This window comes from Streptomyces durhamensis, from assembly GCF_000725475.1.
Taxonomy (GTDB): domain Bacteria; phylum Actinomycetota; class Actinomycetes; order Streptomycetales; family Streptomycetaceae; genus Streptomyces; species Streptomyces filipinensis.
In genome coordinates, this window is the sequence record NZ_JNXR01000029.1 from 89,615 (window position 1) to 104,276 (window position 14,662).

General features: G+C 73.1%; 11 protein-coding genes and 1 pseudogene. 6 read left to right on the forward strand and 6 right to left on the reverse strand.

Annotated elements, in window-relative coordinates; translation table 11 throughout:
• Positions 1-77 precede the first annotated feature (77 nt).
• Positions 78-2,258 carry a germacradienol/geosmin synthase Cyc2 gene (gene cyc2, locus IO33_RS0133695; protein ID WP_031172119.1) on the reverse strand — a complete coding sequence of 727 codons (2,181 nt, stop codon included), beginning with the start codon at positions 2,256-2,258 and terminating at the stop codon, positions 78-80.
• Positions 2,259-2,391: 133 nt separating this feature from the next.
• On the opposite strand from cyc2, the pseudogene IO33_RS0133700 reads away from it, so the two are divergent.
• Positions 2,392-3,156 (forward strand): annotated as a pseudogene (locus IO33_RS0133700) (alpha/beta fold hydrolase); the annotation flags it as partial.
• A 212-nt stretch (positions 3,157-3,368) separates the two neighbouring features.
• A complete protein-coding gene (locus IO33_RS0133705; RefSeq protein WP_425347988.1) occupies positions 3,369-4,616 on the forward strand; it encodes a cytochrome P450 in 1,248 nt (415 codons plus the stop codon).
• A gap of 15 nt (positions 4,617-4,631) precedes the next feature.
• On the opposite strand, the gene IO33_RS0133710 is transcribed toward IO33_RS0133705, so the two are convergent.
• Positions 4,632-5,813: a damage-control phosphatase ARMT1 family protein gene (locus IO33_RS0133710; RefSeq protein WP_031172127.1), complete on the reverse strand. Its 1,182-nt coding sequence runs from the start codon at positions 5,811-5,813 to the stop codon at positions 4,632-4,634.
• A gap of 22 nt (positions 5,814-5,835) precedes the next feature.
• Positions 5,836-6,483 (reverse strand): ScbR family autoregulator-binding transcription factor, encoded by a 648-nt coding sequence (locus tag IO33_RS0133715; RefSeq protein WP_031172129.1) that lies wholly within the window; start codon positions 6,481-6,483, stop codon positions 5,836-5,838.
• Positions 6,484-7,288: 805 nt separating this feature from the next.
• On the opposite strand from IO33_RS0133715, the gene IO33_RS0133720 reads away from it, so the two are divergent.
• The gene (locus IO33_RS0133720; RefSeq protein WP_031172131.1) at positions 7,289-8,185 is read left to right on the forward strand and encodes a lytic polysaccharide monooxygenase auxiliary activity family 9 protein; all 897 of its coding nucleotides are present in this window, start codon (positions 7,289-7,291) and stop codon (positions 8,183-8,185) included.
• Between the two features lie 18 nt (positions 8,186-8,203).
• Here the strand turns inward: IO33_RS0133720 and IO33_RS0133725 are convergent, their stop codons facing one another.
• Positions 8,204-8,857: a hypothetical protein gene (locus tag IO33_RS0133725; protein WP_031172133.1), complete on the reverse strand. Its 654-nt coding sequence runs from the start codon at positions 8,855-8,857 to the stop codon at positions 8,204-8,206.
• Positions 8,858-9,594: 737 nt separating this feature from the next.
• Here IO33_RS0133725 and IO33_RS0133730 point away from each other — a divergent pair.
• Together IO33_RS0133730 and IO33_RS0133735 are read left to right on the forward strand one after the other, a co-directional pair.
• Entirely contained in the window at positions 9,595-10,293 is a 699-nt protein-coding gene (locus tag IO33_RS0133730) for a DUF6230 family protein (RefSeq protein WP_031172135.1), read from the forward strand.
• A 5-nt stretch (positions 10,294-10,298) separates the two neighbouring features.
• Entirely contained in the window at positions 10,299-10,751 is a 453-nt protein-coding gene (locus tag IO33_RS0133735; protein WP_245235943.1) for a DUF6114 domain-containing protein, read from the forward strand.
• A 155-nt stretch (positions 10,752-10,906) separates the two neighbouring features.
• Here the strand turns inward: IO33_RS0133735 and IO33_RS48120 are convergent, their stop codons facing one another.
• Together IO33_RS48120 and IO33_RS0133745 are read right to left on the reverse strand one after the other, a co-directional pair.
• Entirely contained in the window at positions 10,907-13,648 is a 2,742-nt protein-coding gene (locus IO33_RS48120; RefSeq protein WP_031172139.1) for an HAD-IC family P-type ATPase, read from the reverse strand.
• A 4-nt stretch (positions 13,649-13,652) separates the two neighbouring features.
• On the reverse strand, positions 13,653-14,021 hold the full coding sequence (locus IO33_RS0133745) for an ArsR/SmtB family transcription factor (RefSeq protein ID WP_031172141.1): 369 nt from the start codon (positions 14,019-14,021) through the stop codon (positions 13,653-13,655).
• 164 nt (positions 14,022-14,185) lie between these two features.
• Between IO33_RS0133745 and IO33_RS0133750 the strand changes: the two genes are divergently transcribed.
• Positions 14,186-14,641, forward strand: a complete 456-nt coding sequence (locus IO33_RS0133750; protein ID WP_031172144.1) for a tellurite resistance TerB family protein — start codon at positions 14,186-14,188, stop codon at positions 14,639-14,641.
• The last annotated feature ends 21 nt before the right edge of the window (positions 14,642-14,662 follow it).

Below are 14,662 nucleotides of genomic sequence, written 5' to 3' on the forward strand. Positions count from 1 at the left end.
CCCAGGGACCGTCGACTCCCGAGGACTCACCGAAGTTCCCAGAATGCCCGCTTCCGTACGCGAAGACTCCGCGACCGTCAGCCGAGCGACAGGGCCGGACCGAGCGACAGGACGGGGGCGGCGGGCGCGCGGTCGGGCAGGAAGCCGTGCGACCGGCGGCCCAGCCACGTGGCCTTGTAGCGGTCGACCTCGCGGTGCCAGTTCAGGATCCCGGCGAGCCAGTTCTGCAGATCGAGGACATAGTCGTCCATGGCCGCCCGCGTCTGCTCCGACAGCCCGAAGTCGTCGTACAGCACAGGCAGTTCGTGCGCGATGACGTGCTCGAACTGCCGCATGCGCTGGGTCGCCAGGTCGTGGACGACGCCGAGCGCGGCCGGATGGTCGACGCCGAAGAAGTTCTGCACCACCAGGATGGCGTTGTGGATCCCGCCCTCGTACTCGATCTCCTTCTGGTACGAGAAGATGTCGTTGACCAGGCAGGCGTAGTCCACGGCGGCGTTCTCCAGCGAGCGCACCGGGCCGCTGCGGTACACCTCCGGCGGGACGGCGGGGCCGTGGCCCATCCGGCACAGGCTCAGGGTGAGGTCGGAGCCGAAGGTGGCGCGCCGCATCTCCAGGTAGTCGACCGGGTCGGGGATGCGGTTCTGCAGCTGGTTGGACAGCTCCCACACCCAGCTCTCGGTCATCGTCTCCACGGCGGCCTTCAGCCCGCGCCGCTGGTCGGCGGTCATGCCGGCCACCGTGCGCGCCCACAGGTCGACGAGCCCCCGCTCCATCGCGTCGGCCGGGACGAGGGCGGGCTCGCCTTCGACGGGCATGCACCGCGACAGCCGGGCGGTGGTCAGGCGGGCGCCTGCCAGGTCCCCGCGGCTGCCGAAGACCAGCGGGTAGAAGTCGTCGCCGTACGTCCCCCAGGCGATCCACTGGGCGCTGAGGTCGAGGGCCTCGGGAGTGGCGTCCGGGTCCAGGCCGGCGGAACACAGGGCGAGGTCGTAGGCGGTGAGTTTGTCCTCGTCCCAGACGCCTTCCCTCAGGATGCCCATGCGGTGCGACCAGACGACGAGGTTGCGGCGGGCCGCGTCGAGGTGCGTGCTGAGTCCGAGCCGGTACGGCATGTGGAACTCGGGCAGCGGGGAGGGTCCGACCTTCTGGAAGGGGACGTGGGTGTAGGCGCGCAGGCGTTCCTGGGCGGCCGAGGCGAGGAGCGCGCCGACGTCGGCGGCCGAGGTACCGGGGCCGCTCGGCAGCCGCCAGGGCGAGCCGGGGCGGGCACCCTTGTTCATGTAGCGGCTGGAGCGCATGTGCCATTCGTGACCGCCGGACTGCCAGTCCTGGAGCCCCTTGGTGTAGGCGGCGACCGCGGCGGCCTCGACCGGGGTGAGGCCCTTCTCCAGGGCGACGGCCGGGACTTCGGTGAGCGCGGTGTGCTCGAACTGGTGCAGGCGTGAGGTGAGGATGTCGTTGACCGTGTCGGCGGCCTGCTGGGTCGTACAGCCGAAGAAGGTCTCCAGGACGAGCACGCCGTTGCTGTTCTCGCCCTCGTCCTCGACCTCTCGCTGGTAGGAGAAGAGGTCGTTGCGCAGGTGGACGGCATCGGCGAACGTCTCCATGAGGACACGCAGCGGACGGGTGCCGGCGACGGCGGCCGGCACCTCCGCCGTCGCGTACTCCACGAGCCCGGCCGACCAGGGGGCGCCGCCCACCTTGCGGCGCATCTCGATGTACTCGACGGGGTTGGCGATCCGCCCCTCGTCGATGTTCGACAGCTCCCACATCGACTCGTTCAGCAGGTGCTCGGTGGCCACGGAGAAGCGGCGGCGCCAGTCCACGGACATGGACGGCACCGTGCGTGCCCACAGGTCCTTCAGACCCGCCTCGACGGGGTTCTCCGGCTCGGGCACGGGAGTCGACGGGTCGAGCGGCATGAACAGCGGCAGGCGGTCCAGGTGGGCCTTTCCGGCGGCGCGGTCCGGGGTGCGCTTGTACATGTCCAGGAAATGGTCGTCGAAGAAGAACACCCACACGTACCAGTCGGTGATCAGCGAGAGGGCCGGTCCGTCGCAGTCGGGGTGGGTGTAGGAGCACAGGAGCCCGTAGTCGTGCGCCTCCAGGTCGGCCTGCTCCCAGATCCCGGAACCCTCCAGCATGCCCATCTCCCGCGCCCACCCGGTGGAGTGCGCACGCGCCTCTTCGAGGTGCGGGTTGAGCCGCGCGGGATACGGCATGTAGAAGTGCGGGAGTTCGAACGGCTGCGTCATGGCCGGGCCCTACCCGTGGCCCCCCACACCCATCCGCCGCGCGGGACATGATCACACCATCGCGTGAACCGCCCCCGGAACGCCCCCGGGCCGCGCCCTTGCCGTGCCCCCGCGCGGCGGCCACGGTAGGCGCATGACCTCCTTCGTGCTGCCCCATGAAGTGCACGGCGACGGCGCCCACAAGGTGTTCGCCGTGCACGGCTGGTTCGCCGACCGCTCCGCCTACGCGCCCGTCCTGCCGGACCTCGACCGCACCGCCTTCACCTACGCGCTGGTCGACCTGCGCGGCTACGGCGAGGCCCGGGACGCCGCGGGCCCGTACACGACGGCCGGGGCCGCCGCCGACCTGCTGGAGCTGGCCGGCCGGCTCGGCTGGGAGCGGTTCTCGGTGGTCGGGCACTCCATGGGCGGCGCGGTGGCGCAGCGGCTGCTCGGGCTCGCCCCGGACCGGTTGCGCCGGATCGTCGGCGTCTCCCCGGTGCCCGCCTCGGGCCTGCCGCTGGCCGGTGCGCAGGCCGCGCTGTTCACGGACGCCGCGCACCAGCCGGCGAACCGGCGCGCGATCATCGACTTCACCACCGGGGGCCGACGCCCCGCCGCCTGGCTGGACCGGATGGTCGCCCGCTCGCTGGAGTGCAGCGACGCGAAGGCGTTCCGGGCCTGGCTGGACTCGTGGGCGGGCGACGACTTCCACGCCGACGTCGAGAACAGCGGGGTCCCCGCCCTGGCGGTGGCCGGCACCCTCGACCCGGCCCTGTCGCCCGAGGTCATGCGGCAGACCTGGATGTCCTGGTACCCGCGCGCCGAACTCGTGGCGCTGGCGTCCGCCGGGCACTACGCCATGGACGAGTGCCCGCTGGAACTCGTCCGCGTCGTGGAGGACTTCCTGCGGTCCGACATCGACGGGCCGGGGGGTGGCCGGGGAGGCGTGGACGACGAGGATCAAGGGGCCGACGAAGGGCATGCTCTCGGCGGAGGGCGCGTGGACGACGAAGGGCATGCGGTCGGCGACGGCCATGCGCGCCACGACTCAGCCGCGGCCGGCGAGGACGACCCGGCCGGTGTCGGGGTCCCGGTCGCGGAGGGCGAGTCGGCGTGAACGGGGGTGAGGTGCCGGCGGTGCCCGATGTGTTCGACCCGCGCAGGTACGCCGCCGGTGTGCCCCACGACGACTACCGTGTGCTGCGCGACCACCATCCGGTCGCCTGGCAGCAGGAGCCGGAGGTACTGGGCTGGCCGGCCGGGCCGGGGTTCTGGGCGGTGACCCGGCACGCGGACGTCGTGCGGGTGCTGAAGGACGCCACGACGTACTCCTCCCACCTCGGCGCGACCCAGATCCGCGACCCGGACCCGGAGGACCTGCCGTTCATCCGCGGCATGATGCTCAATCAGGACCCGCCGCGACACCGACGCCTGCGCCGGCTGGTCAGCCGGGCGTTCACACCGGGCCGGGTCGACCGGTTCGCCGCGCTCGCCGGGGAGCGGGCGCGCACCCTGCTCGCCGAGGCGCTTCGGCAGGCGCGGGAAGGCGACGGCACGGTCGACCTGGTGGGCTCCGTCACCGACGAGTACGCCCTGCTCAACCTGGCGGACCTGCTCGGCGTCCCGGAGAGCGACCGCCGGCTGCTGCTGCGCTGGACGCAGCGGGTCATCGGCTACCAGGACCCGGACGAGGCCGGTCCGCGGGTGCTGGACGGGGCGGGCAGGCCGGTCGACCCGCGCTCCCCGGCGATGCTGAAGGACATGTTCGCCTACGCACGTCACCTGGCCGCGTACAAACGGCGCCATCCGGCGGACGACGTGATGACCGCCCTCGCGTCCGACGCCGAACTCACCGACGCCGAGCTGGAGATGTTCTTCTTCCTGCTCACCGTCGCCGGCAACGACACCGTGCGCAGCGCGGCCCCCGGCGGACTGCTGGCACTGGCGGAACACCCGGAAGCGTACGAGTCGCTGCGCGCCGGGAAGGCGGAACTCGCCACGGCCGTGGAGGAGTTGCTCCGCTGGCATCCCCCCGTGCTGACCTTCCGCCGGACCGCCGTCCGGGACACCGAACTGGCGGGGCGGCGGATCCGGGCCGGTGAGAAGGTCGTGGTCTTCCACGCCTCGGCCAACCGGGACGAGCGGGCCTTCACCGGTCCGGCCCGGCTCGACCTCGCCCGCTCCCCCAACCCGCACGTGTCCTTCGGCGACGGCCCGCATGTGTGCCTCGGCGCCCACTTCGCCCGGCTGCAGCTACGGCTGCTCCACGCGGAGGTGCTGCGCGCCCTCCCCGGGCCGCGGCTCGCCGCACCGGCCGGGCGGCTGGTGTCCAACTTCATCAATGGCGTCAAGTCACTGCGCCTGCACGTGACTTGACGCCGACCTGACAGGTCACCTGGCGTCGACCTGGATGAGCGCATGGGTGCCACTGGTGCGCCAGCGCCGGGCCTCGGCCGCCACCAGTGCGCTCTCGGTCGCCGCGGACAGTCCGGTGATCACCTCGGACTTCAGGGTGCGCAGCGCGGCGACCGGGCCCGGGAAGTAGGCGGTGGTCTCCCGGAAGGGCGTGGTCGGCGGCCAGAGCCGGTCGCCCACCAGGCGCCGGTAGTTGAGGTCGCCCTTGAAGACGGTCAGTGTGGCCGCGGCGAACTCGGCGCGCAGGTCGTCCGGCATCTCCGCGTACGGCAGCGGGGCGCAGGAGAAGGGGTGGGCGCGCACGGTGAGACGGCCGTCGGCCATGGCCGACCACAGCACGCGCGCGTACTCGGCGGCCGTGCCGGACGCGGCGCGCAGCCGGTGCAGGGCGTCGACGACGTCGGCGGTCGTCGCGTCGGAGACGTAGTACGGGTACGGCTTGACGTGCAGCACCGCACGCGCGACCCGGCCCTCGGTGAGGAGATGGGCGATCAGGAACAGGTCCGGGACCAGTTCACGGCCCGCGTTGTCGGCGACCAGGACGAGCGTGGCCGTGCCGCCGGGCGGCAGCAGCGCCCACAGGGCCGCACTGTCGTCGGCGACCAGCGCGGGCGCCGGTTCCCGGGCCTCGGCGCCCTCGACGGAGAGCCGGAAGCCGAGGTCGGCGCGGTTGCCCCACAGCGAGCCGAGCAGCAGGGCCTGCGCCCGCTCCTCCTCGGGCAGGCCGGGCAGGGCGTCCAGCGCGGCCAGTTCCTCGTCGGTCTCCGGTGCGTCGAGTTCGGCGCGTTTGAACGGCCGGAAGGGATCGATGCCCTGCCAGGCGCCCGTACCGAACCAGCCGACGGCGTCGAGCAGCCGGCGGTAGAAGTAGCTCTCGGACCACAGCCACGGCACGTCGTACCAGGAGCGTCCGGCGCAGCCGGGCAGGCCCCACGCCCGCCACCGGTCCCGGTCGGGGGCGTCGTCGGGCAACGGCTCGACCGTCCCCTGCGTGCAGCTCTTCAGCAGGTCGTCCAGGGCCCGGTGCTGCCCGGGGCCGTATGGGAAGGCGTCCCGTACCTGCCGGATGATCGCCGGATGCCGTTCGGCCAGCACGCTGTGCGGGAACGAGCCGGGTTCGTTGCCGAGGATCACGGGTGCGAACGGGGTGTCGGGCATGTCCGTCACCGTATCGCGGGCGTCAGGCGATTCTGATCTCCCGCTCCAGCTGCGTCGCGAGGGTGACGTAGCGGGGGCGGCGGTGCACCGGGACCAGGCCCCGGATGAGGAGGTGCCACATCTCCGCGACCCTACGCGGAAGCCGTCCTACCGGTTCGAGCGAGCGGCCGGCGACCCGGGTGCCCACGTAGAAGGACACGAGGGAGTGCGCGACCATGCCGACGTCGAGATCGCCGTGCACATCGGCCTCCCTGACGGCCGCGGAGAACTTCCGGTTGGCGAACTCCAGCCACTCCGTGAACGGATGCCGCAGCGGCGGCCGTACGGTGACGTCCGCGGTGGCGAGACGGAGCGCGGCGCGCGGCACCGGATCCTCCACGGCGAGCCTGGCGATCCCGAACGTGGTGCGCATCAGGGTCTCCAGCGAGGAACAGCCACGGCCCTCGACCTCGGCGACGAGCTTCTGCGCGGCCCTGGCGTTGAGTTCGAGGATGGCGTGGGCGAGGTCCTCCTTGGCGGCGAAGTGAAAGTACAGCGCACCCTTGGTGACCTTCGCGTGTGCGACGATGTCGCTCAGGCTGGTGGACTCGTAGCCGTGCCGGTCGAAGAGATCGGCGGCGGCCGTGATGATCGTTGCCCGGGTCTGCTCGGCGCGTAACTGCCTCGCCATTCTGGGACCCTCCTCGACTCGAACGAACGGGACATGCGGTTTTTTTTAGTCCCCTTGCACACGATAACTCACCGATGGGCAGCGGGAGTCCGGGGGACGGACTGAGGGGGCGACACCTGTCACCTGCGGATCCGGCGCCGGACGGCTCCTCGGCGGTCCGTGAGCGGACGAGACCAGAACGGTTCCTCCCCTGTGTTGCCCGACCGTTCTCGGCAGCCGCGGAACGGCGGGTGCCGGACCCATGATCGCCACGATACGAGGCCGATGACCGGCTCCTCAACGGGGCCTCGGAGCAGGGCGCGAAACATCCCAACCGGTCGGTGCTTTCACGCCCCCCGATCACCGATGCGCCGGTCCGGCGATGGCCGACGCGCCGGTCCGGGGAATGGCCGAGGGGTCGGTCCGGGAGCGTCCGATGGACCGGTTCCGGGGGCGGCCGGTCAGCCGGTTCGGGGCATGCCCGAAGGGTCGGGCCGGGAGCAGCCGACGGACCGGTTCCGGGGGCGGCCGGTCAGCCGGTTCGGGGCATGCCCGAAGGGTCGGGCCGGGGACGCCTGATGGACGGGCCCGGGGACAACGGGAGAACCGGCCCTGGGACACCCGAAGGACCAGCCCGGAGACGGCCGGAGGACCCGTCGGGGGACACCCGATGGACCCGTCCGGGACGGCCTGAGGACCATCCCGGGGACAGCCGAGGGACCGGCTCGGGGACGCGCGAGGGGCCGGTCCTGCTGAACAAACGGCACGCGGCCGTCGTACTGGACGCCGCAGACCCCGTTCCCGCGCCGCCGAGGAGACGTCCCGGATGACCCGGATGACCGCCCGTCTGAATGTCACGGCGGCCGCCACTGCGGCCCCACTCCTGCTCCTGTCGTGGGCGGCGGGGCCCGCCCAGGCGCACGGAGCCCCCACGGACCCGGTCAGCCGGGTCTACGCCTGCTCCCCCGAGGGCGGTGACGCCGGCCGCTCGGCGGCGTGCCGCGCGGCGGTCGCGGCGAACGGCACCCCGTTCACGGCGTGGGACAACCTGCGCGTGGCAGGGGTGAACGGCCGTGACCGGCAGATGATTCCGGACGGCAGGCTGTGCAGCGGGAACCTGCCCGCGTACCGGGGCCTGGACCTGGCCCGGCGGGACTGGCCGGCGACCCGGCTGACGCCCGGCGACAGACTGACGATGACGTACGCCTCGACGATCGCCCACACGGGGACGTTCAGGCTGTACCTCACCAAGCCCGGCTACGACCCGGGGAAACCGCTTACGTGGTCCGATCTCCCGGAGCGCCCCTTCGCCCAGGTCACCGATCCGCCCCTGCGGAAGGGGGCGTATCACATCGACGCGACACTGCCGAAGGACCGGACCGGGCGTCAGATCCTGTACACCGTCTGGCAGAACAGCAGCACGCCGGACACCTACTACTCGTGTTCCGACGTGGTGTTCCCCGAGAAGGGGGCGCGGTCGTCAGGGGGCGGGAAGGCGGCGCCGGCGACGACACGTCCGACGCCCGCCACGGGTGGGCGTGCCGCCCCCGGGACGAACGGCGCGGGCGCCGACAGGCCGGTGTCCTCCGCCGCCGGCACACCGGTGGCGGAGGACACGCGTGCGGGTTCGGGCCCCTCGGCGCCCGTACTGGCGGGCGGCGCCGCCGCGGTGCTGGCCCTCACGGGAGGCGCCGTCCTCGCGGTGCGGCTGCGGCGGCGCTGAACTCGTTCTGCGTGCTGCTCAGTTGACGTAGACCCGGGCTCCCCCGTCGGTCACGGGCGCGTACTTGGCGGTGAAGTAGCCGTTCGCGAAACACAGCGACGAGCCGGAGGACTTGCTGAACTGCTGGTTGGTGAAGCTGATGCTGCTGTCGGTGTTGTCGGTCTTCCCGGTCAGAGTGGGCGCCTGGTACACGCAGGTGATGGTGCCCAGCAGGGTGCGCAGCTTGACCGTCGTCTGAATGGTGGAGCCGCTGGCCGGCGAGACGGTGAGGGTGCCGTCGGAGGCGACGGCCGCGGTGTAGGGCAGGTGGTCGACGGTGATGCTGCTGACGCCGGTGACGCCGGTGACGTTGCTGGTGCAGGAGCTGGGGTCGAAGGTGTGAGCGGTGACGGACTCGCCGGCCGTGCCGGGAGCGGCCGGGTTGCCGGTGACCGTGGCGGTGAACTGGGAGGACGTGCACTTGACGCCGCTGGTGCCGGTCGCGCTGGAGTAGAGCGTGGCGGAGGTGCCGGAGGCCAGCGGCGCGGTGAGGGTGTCGCCGGTCGCGACGGCGGTGCCGCCCGCACTTCCGGTGGTGAGGACGGCGGTGCCGTCGGCGGAGGCGGGGGCGGCCACCGCGAGGGCGAGTGCGGTGGCGGTACCGGCGAGGGCGAGGAGGGATCGCGTACGCATGCGGGTGCCTCTTTCCTGGGTGGGGTCCGGATGAGGGGGTGAGGGTGCGGGGGTGCGTTTCCTGGGGTCCTGACGAGGCCCGGGGTGACGGGCTGGGGCGCGAGGTCGGGTCGCGCGGCGTGGCGCGCGGGTGAGGCGGCGTGGCGCGGTGTGCACGGTGCGTGCGGTGCCGCCGGCGCAGGGCCGTGGCGCCTTCTCCGTACGCGACGGACCGGCGACGGCGGCAGCCCGGAAACCGGCCGAAGGCCTCGGGGGAAGACCTTCGGCCGGTCCGGCAGGGAACGGCCGGGACCGGCCGGGAACAACCGGTGACGGCGGGGCACGATCGGGGGGGATGACCGTGCGCAGCCGCACCGATGTGAACGGTTTCCCTGGGCTGGGCTGAGCGGTCGACGTGAGACAGCCGGGAACGCGGCCGGCACCGCTCGGCGGATCCGGCGCCACGGATCCGTGAAACAGGGGAATTTGTAGACCTGATCAACCGTCAACGTCAAGCAGTTCAGGGGCAGTTGGCGCGTTCGGTCGCCTCCCGCCCACATCCGACACCCTTTTTTCACATCTCCCTTGACCCCTCGAAGTAACCGGCGGTAACTTCCTGGTCGGCTACCGCCGCGTAGCGAGAAAGCCCTTGCTCCCGCCCTACGAGGTGAGGAGGCGAACGCGGCAGTCGCCGTCCGCGCCAGGACACCGTGCCACTGAAGCCCGACCCGCGTTGATCCATGCCCATGGGAGCAGACATGGCCTCGTCCCCGGACGTCCCGTCCGTCGGCAACACCCCCGAGAACCCGGGAAACGGTTCACCGTCCGAAGCGCCGCAGGCCGCCGCGACCGCCGCCGGCGGTGAGAGACGGGGCCGGGTCCGGGCCCGCCGGGCCGCGGTGATGGCGGTACCCGCCACGCTCGTCGCCGCCGGCCTGGCGGTGCTCACCGCGCAGGGGGCGCTGGGCGTGCAGTTCGCGATCTCCGGGATGCCGTTCACGGTCACCGCGACGGAACTCAACGGCACCGGTTTCGAGCAGTTCGGCGGCCTCGACAACATGGCGGAGGGCAGCCCGAACGCCGGCGACAACGGCGGTCAGGTGCTCGTGGTGACCTCCGCGATCAAGAACGCCACACTCGACCACCTGTGCCAGAGCGTCGACCTGGGCGGCACCAACCTGCTCATCACGGCCGGCGGCGGCGCGACCAAGGTGACGGCCAGCGGCCTCACCACCGACTCCACGGAGCTGACCGGCGACGCGGCGTTCAACAACATCGAGATCGGCAACGACGCCAGCACGCTGACCAAGGCGGGCGTGAAGGGACCGATCGGCGTGTTCAGCCAGCAGGCCGACACCGTGCACATCGGCAACCTGCGGCAGACCAACTACGCGACCACGGCGGGCGTGTTCAAGCTGCCCGGTCTCAAGCTCCGCTTCAGCGACTCGGGTTGCTGATCGCGGTGTCCGACCGTCCACGCCGGGGAGCGCGGGCCGCCTTCCGCGGCTGGCGGGCCCGCCGGCCGTTCTGGGGCGGGCTGCTGCTCACCCTGGCCGGCGGGGAGATCCTGCTCACCGAGAAGGCCTCGCTGAAGGTCGTGATGCACATCGGCATGCAGGGGCTGGCCGGCTATCTGCTGCCCACCCTGATGGCGCTGCTGGGCCTGCTGATCCTCTTCAACCCCACGCAGCGGCTGTTCTACTCCCTCACCGGGGTCCTGGTCTCCCTGGGCACCTGGCTCACCTCCAATCTGGGCGGCTTCTTCCTCGGTCTGCTGCTGGGCGTCACCGGCTGCTGCCTCGCCTTCGGCTGGCTCCCCGACCAGGAGCCGCGCGTCAGCCGCCGCATACGCCGGAAGGAGAAGCGGGCGAGGGCGGCCGCGGTACCGGAGGGAGCGGAGGGCACGGCCGCCTGACCGTACGGCGGCGTACGGCTGGGGACGGGGGGCGGCCGGACGCCGAGGCACGTCGAGGGCCGTTTCCGCCGGCCGACCGCGCACCGCGCCGGCAGGCCCCACGGGCCGACCGCGCCCAAGACCCTCGCCCACGAGGACCCTCAGCGGGGCCCGGGTCACGGCCGGCGCCGCGTGTGGCGGATCCTCGTCGTGGTGAGCGCCAGGGCGTACAGGGCGAGCACGGCGGCGAGCAGCAGATGGTACGCGGCGGGCAGCGCGGTCATGCCGAGCGCGGCGCCCAGCGGACTGGGCGGCACGGCGAGGCCCACGGCGGCGAGCAGAGCGGCGGCCCAGCCGACCGGGCCGGGCCGGCCGCCGCGCACGAGGCGCCGGCCGTCACGCAGGAGAAGCATGACCAGCGCCTGGGTGAGCAGGTTCTCGGTGAACCAGGCGGAGTGGAACACGGCCCGGTCGTCCAGGGCGTCGGGACCGTCCAGGGCGAGCGCGAGGACGCCGAAGGTGGCCAGGTCGGCCACCGCGTTGAGCACGCCGAAGCCGGTGATGAACCGCAGGAAGGCGGGCGGCCGCAGCACGGTGGGCCGGCGCAGCTCGTGCGGAGCCGGGCGGTCGTGGGCGAAGGCGAACTGGGCGGCGTCGAAGCACAGGTTCTGCGCGAGCACCTGCACGGGGAGCATCGGCAGGAAGGGCAGCATCAGCCCGGCGGCGAGCATGGCGAGGACGTTGCCGAGGTTGGAGGAGAGGGTCACGCGCAGGTAGGCGGCGATGTTGGCGCTGCTGTGCCGGCCGGCGGTGACGGCGTGTCCGATGGCGGTGAGGTCCTTCTCGGCGAGCACGACGTCGGCGCTCTGCCGGGCCACCGCCACGGCCCCGCGCGGTGCGATACCGACGTCGGCGGCGAGCAGCGCGGGCACGTCGTTGACGCCGTCCCCGAGAAAGCCGACGGTGTGCCCGGCCGCACGCAGCCGGGCGACGAACCGGGCCTTGTCCTCCGGCGTACACCGGGCCACGACCGTGGTCGTCCCGGCCGGAGACACATCGGTACGGGCCCGCACCTCCTGCCCGCCGGCCTCGGCCGCGGCCTCGTCGACCGAGCCGGAACCGCCCCCGGCCGCCCCCGGACCCGCCGGGCACACGCCCGCACCCACCCGACACTCCCCGCCGCCGGGGACCCACGGCGCGCCGCCCCCGACTCCGGCCTCGCCTGATGCGGCCGAGGCCAGGTCACCGTCCACGCGGACGGCACCACCAGCGGACCCGATCGCGTCGGCCGCAGGCGCGGCCTCTGCCCGGGCGGTCGTGGCGGTGCGTGTCTCGGTGACCTTGAGGCCCAGCTCGTGGCAGACGCGGACCGCGGTGGCGGGATGGTCGCCGGTGAGGACGTGGATGCGGACACCGAGGGCGGTGAGGGCGCGCAGGGCGTCGGCGGCGCCGGGGGCGGGTTCGTCGCGGAAGGTGACCAGGCCTCGGAAGGTGAGGCCGCGTTCGTCGGCGGGTGTGTACGGGCGGGTGCGGGCGGGGCGTTCGGCCGTGGCGACGGCCAGCACCCGCTGGCCGGTCCGCGCCTCGCGTGCGGCGAGCGCCAGCAGCCGCTGCCGCTCGGCGGCCGGCAGGTCGCAGCGCTCCAGTACGTCCTCGGCGGCGCCCTTGGTGACCAGCAGGTGGTGTCCGAGCCGGCCGGCGAGAACGGCGGTCGCGAGGCGCCGGCCGGGGGCGACGGGCAGCGCGGCGAGTCCGTCGTACTCCTCGCCGGCCGCACCGGCGATGTCGAGCAGCGCCTCGTCGAGGGCGTCCGGGGCGGGCAGTTCGGCGAGCTGCAGGGTCCACCAGGCACAGGCGGCGGCCCGGCGCAGCACCTCCGGGTCGTCCCGGCCGTCCGCGCCCAGACAGCGGGCGACGACGGGCCGGTTCTGGGTGAGGGTGCCGGTCTTGTCCACGCACAGCACGTCGATCGCGCCGAGGTCGTGCAGCGCGGGCAGCCGCCGTACGACGACCCGGCGGGTGCGGGCCAGCAGGGCGGCGGCCCGGGCCAGACAGCTGGTGACGATCACCGGGAGCATCTCGGGAGTGAGCCCGACGGCCACCGACACGGCGAACGGCAGCGTCTGCGGGCCCCAGCCGCGCAGCGCCGCGCCCGCCACGAGCACCAGCGGCGGGGTGAGCAGCATGAACCGGACCAGCACCCAGGCGATGCCGTGCACGGACCGGTCGAAGGCGCTGGGCTCGCGCGGCCCGGGCGACCGCTGGGCGGCGGCGAACCGGGTGTGCGCCCCGGTCGCCACGACGACCGCGGTGGCGCTGCCCGTCACGACCGCGCTGCCCTGGAGGCACAGGGCGGACGCGGTGTGCGGCTCCGGAAGGTCGGCGGCGGACTTGGGCACGGGCGCGGACTCGCCGGTGACCGCGTCCTGGCGCACGGTCAGCCCGCGGGCGCGCAGCAGTCGTACGTCGGCGGGGACCAGGTCGCCGGGGCCGAGCCGCACGACGTCGCCGGGGACGAGGTCGGCGACCGGGATCTCGTGGGCGCGCGGTGCGGCGCTGTCGTCGGCGCGGCGCAGCACGGTGGCCGTGCCGGCGACCAGTTCGCGCAGGGCGGCGAGCGAGCGGTCGGCGCGCCGCTCGCCGGCGGCGCGCAGCGCGCAGCTGACGGCGACCAGGGTGAGGATCACCGTGGCGGTGCCCCAGGAGGCGACGAACGCCGAGACCAGGCCGAGGGTGAGCAGCACGGCGGTGAACGGGTCGCGCAGGCCGCGCAGCCAGCGCCGGGGCCAGGAGGGGACGCGCGGGCGGGGCGGGGTGTTCTCGCCGTGCGCGGCGAGCCGGGCGGCGGCCTCGGCGTCGGTGAGTCCGCGCGGGCCGGTGTCCAGGCGCCGCAGCACCTGCAGGGACGTTCCCGACACCTGCTCAGAGACCGCGGAGGCGGCGCGCCGGGCCCGCCCCGGCCGCGTCCCGTTCGGCGAGCCGGCCGACGAGCAGGCGTACGACGTCGACGACGGCGGCCTGTCCGGCGGCGTCCACGAAGTACACCTGGCGGCGGCCCTCGCGGCGGGAGCGGACGAGTCCGGCGAGCTTCAGCTTGGTCAGGTGCTGGCTGACGGCGGGCAGCGCGCCGCCGACCCGCTCGGCGAGCCCGGTGACGTCGCTCTCCCCCTGGATCAGCGTCCACACGATGTGCAGCCGGGCGGGCGAGGCGAGCAGTCCGAAGGCGGCGGCCGCCTCGGTCAGCACCTCGGCGGAGGGGTCCTGGTAGCCGGTGCCGGGCGCTGTCGCCACTGTCGCCTTCCTCTGCTTCCTCTGTGTCCTGTGTTCGGTCTGTGTGCGGGGACTCAGTCTAGGTCGGCAGGAACTTCCCGGCCTTCCCATGAGTTTCTACGGTGTTGTAGAACGTTCCGCCGGTGTGCCGCGGGTGCGTCCGGCCGTTGAATCGAGGAGTGCGCATGGCCCTGTGGGACCGCGTCAAGGAGTCGGCGTCGCAGATGCAGACCCAGTTGGTGGCGAAGAAGAACGACCTGAAGAGCGGTGCGTTCCGCGACGCGAGCATGGCGATGTGCGCGCTCGTGGCCGCCGCCGACGGGACCGTGGACCCCTCGGAGCGCCAGCGGGTGGCCCAGCTCATCGCGACGAACGAGGTGTTGCAGAACTTCCCCGCGGACGACCTGAGGCGCCGCTTCGAGGAGAACCTGAACAAGCTGACGACCGACTTCGCCTTCGGCAAGGTGAGCGTGCTGCAGGAGATCGCCAAGGCGAAGAAGAAGCCGGCCGAGGCGCGGGCCGTGATCCAGATCGGCGTCGTGATCGGCGGCGCGGACGGTGACTTCGACAAGACGGAGCAGGCCGTGGTGCGCGAGGCGTGCTACACGCTGGACCTGCCGCCGCACGAGTTCGACCTCTGAGCGGGACCGGGCGAGCGAGGA

Excerpts from the sequence above, each read along its gene's own strand:
- cyc2 (WP_031172119.1), bottom strand. The coding sequence starts at position 2,258 with ATGACGCAGCCGTTCGAACTCCCGCACTTCTACATGCCGTATCCCGCG.
- IO33_RS0133710 (WP_031172127.1), bottom strand. The coding sequence starts at position 5,813 with ATGCCCGACACCCCGTTCGCACCCGTGATCCTCGGCAACGAACCCGGC.
- IO33_RS0133715 (WP_031172129.1), bottom strand. The coding sequence starts at position 6,483 with ATGGCGAGGCAGTTACGCGCCGAGCAGACCCGGGCAACGATCATCACG.
- IO33_RS0133720 (WP_031172131.1), top strand. The coding sequence starts at position 7,289 with ATGACCCGGATGACCGCCCGTCTGAATGTCACGGCGGCCGCCACTGCG.
- IO33_RS0133725 (WP_031172133.1), bottom strand. The coding sequence starts at position 8,857 with ATGCGTACGCGATCCCTCCTCGCCCTCGCCGGTACCGCCACCGCACTC.
- IO33_RS0133730 (WP_031172135.1), top strand. The coding sequence starts at position 9,595 with ATGGCCTCGTCCCCGGACGTCCCGTCCGTCGGCAACACCCCCGAGAAC.
- IO33_RS0133750 (WP_031172144.1), top strand. The coding sequence starts at position 14,186 with ATGGCCCTGTGGGACCGCGTCAAGGAGTCGGCGTCGCAGATGCAGACC.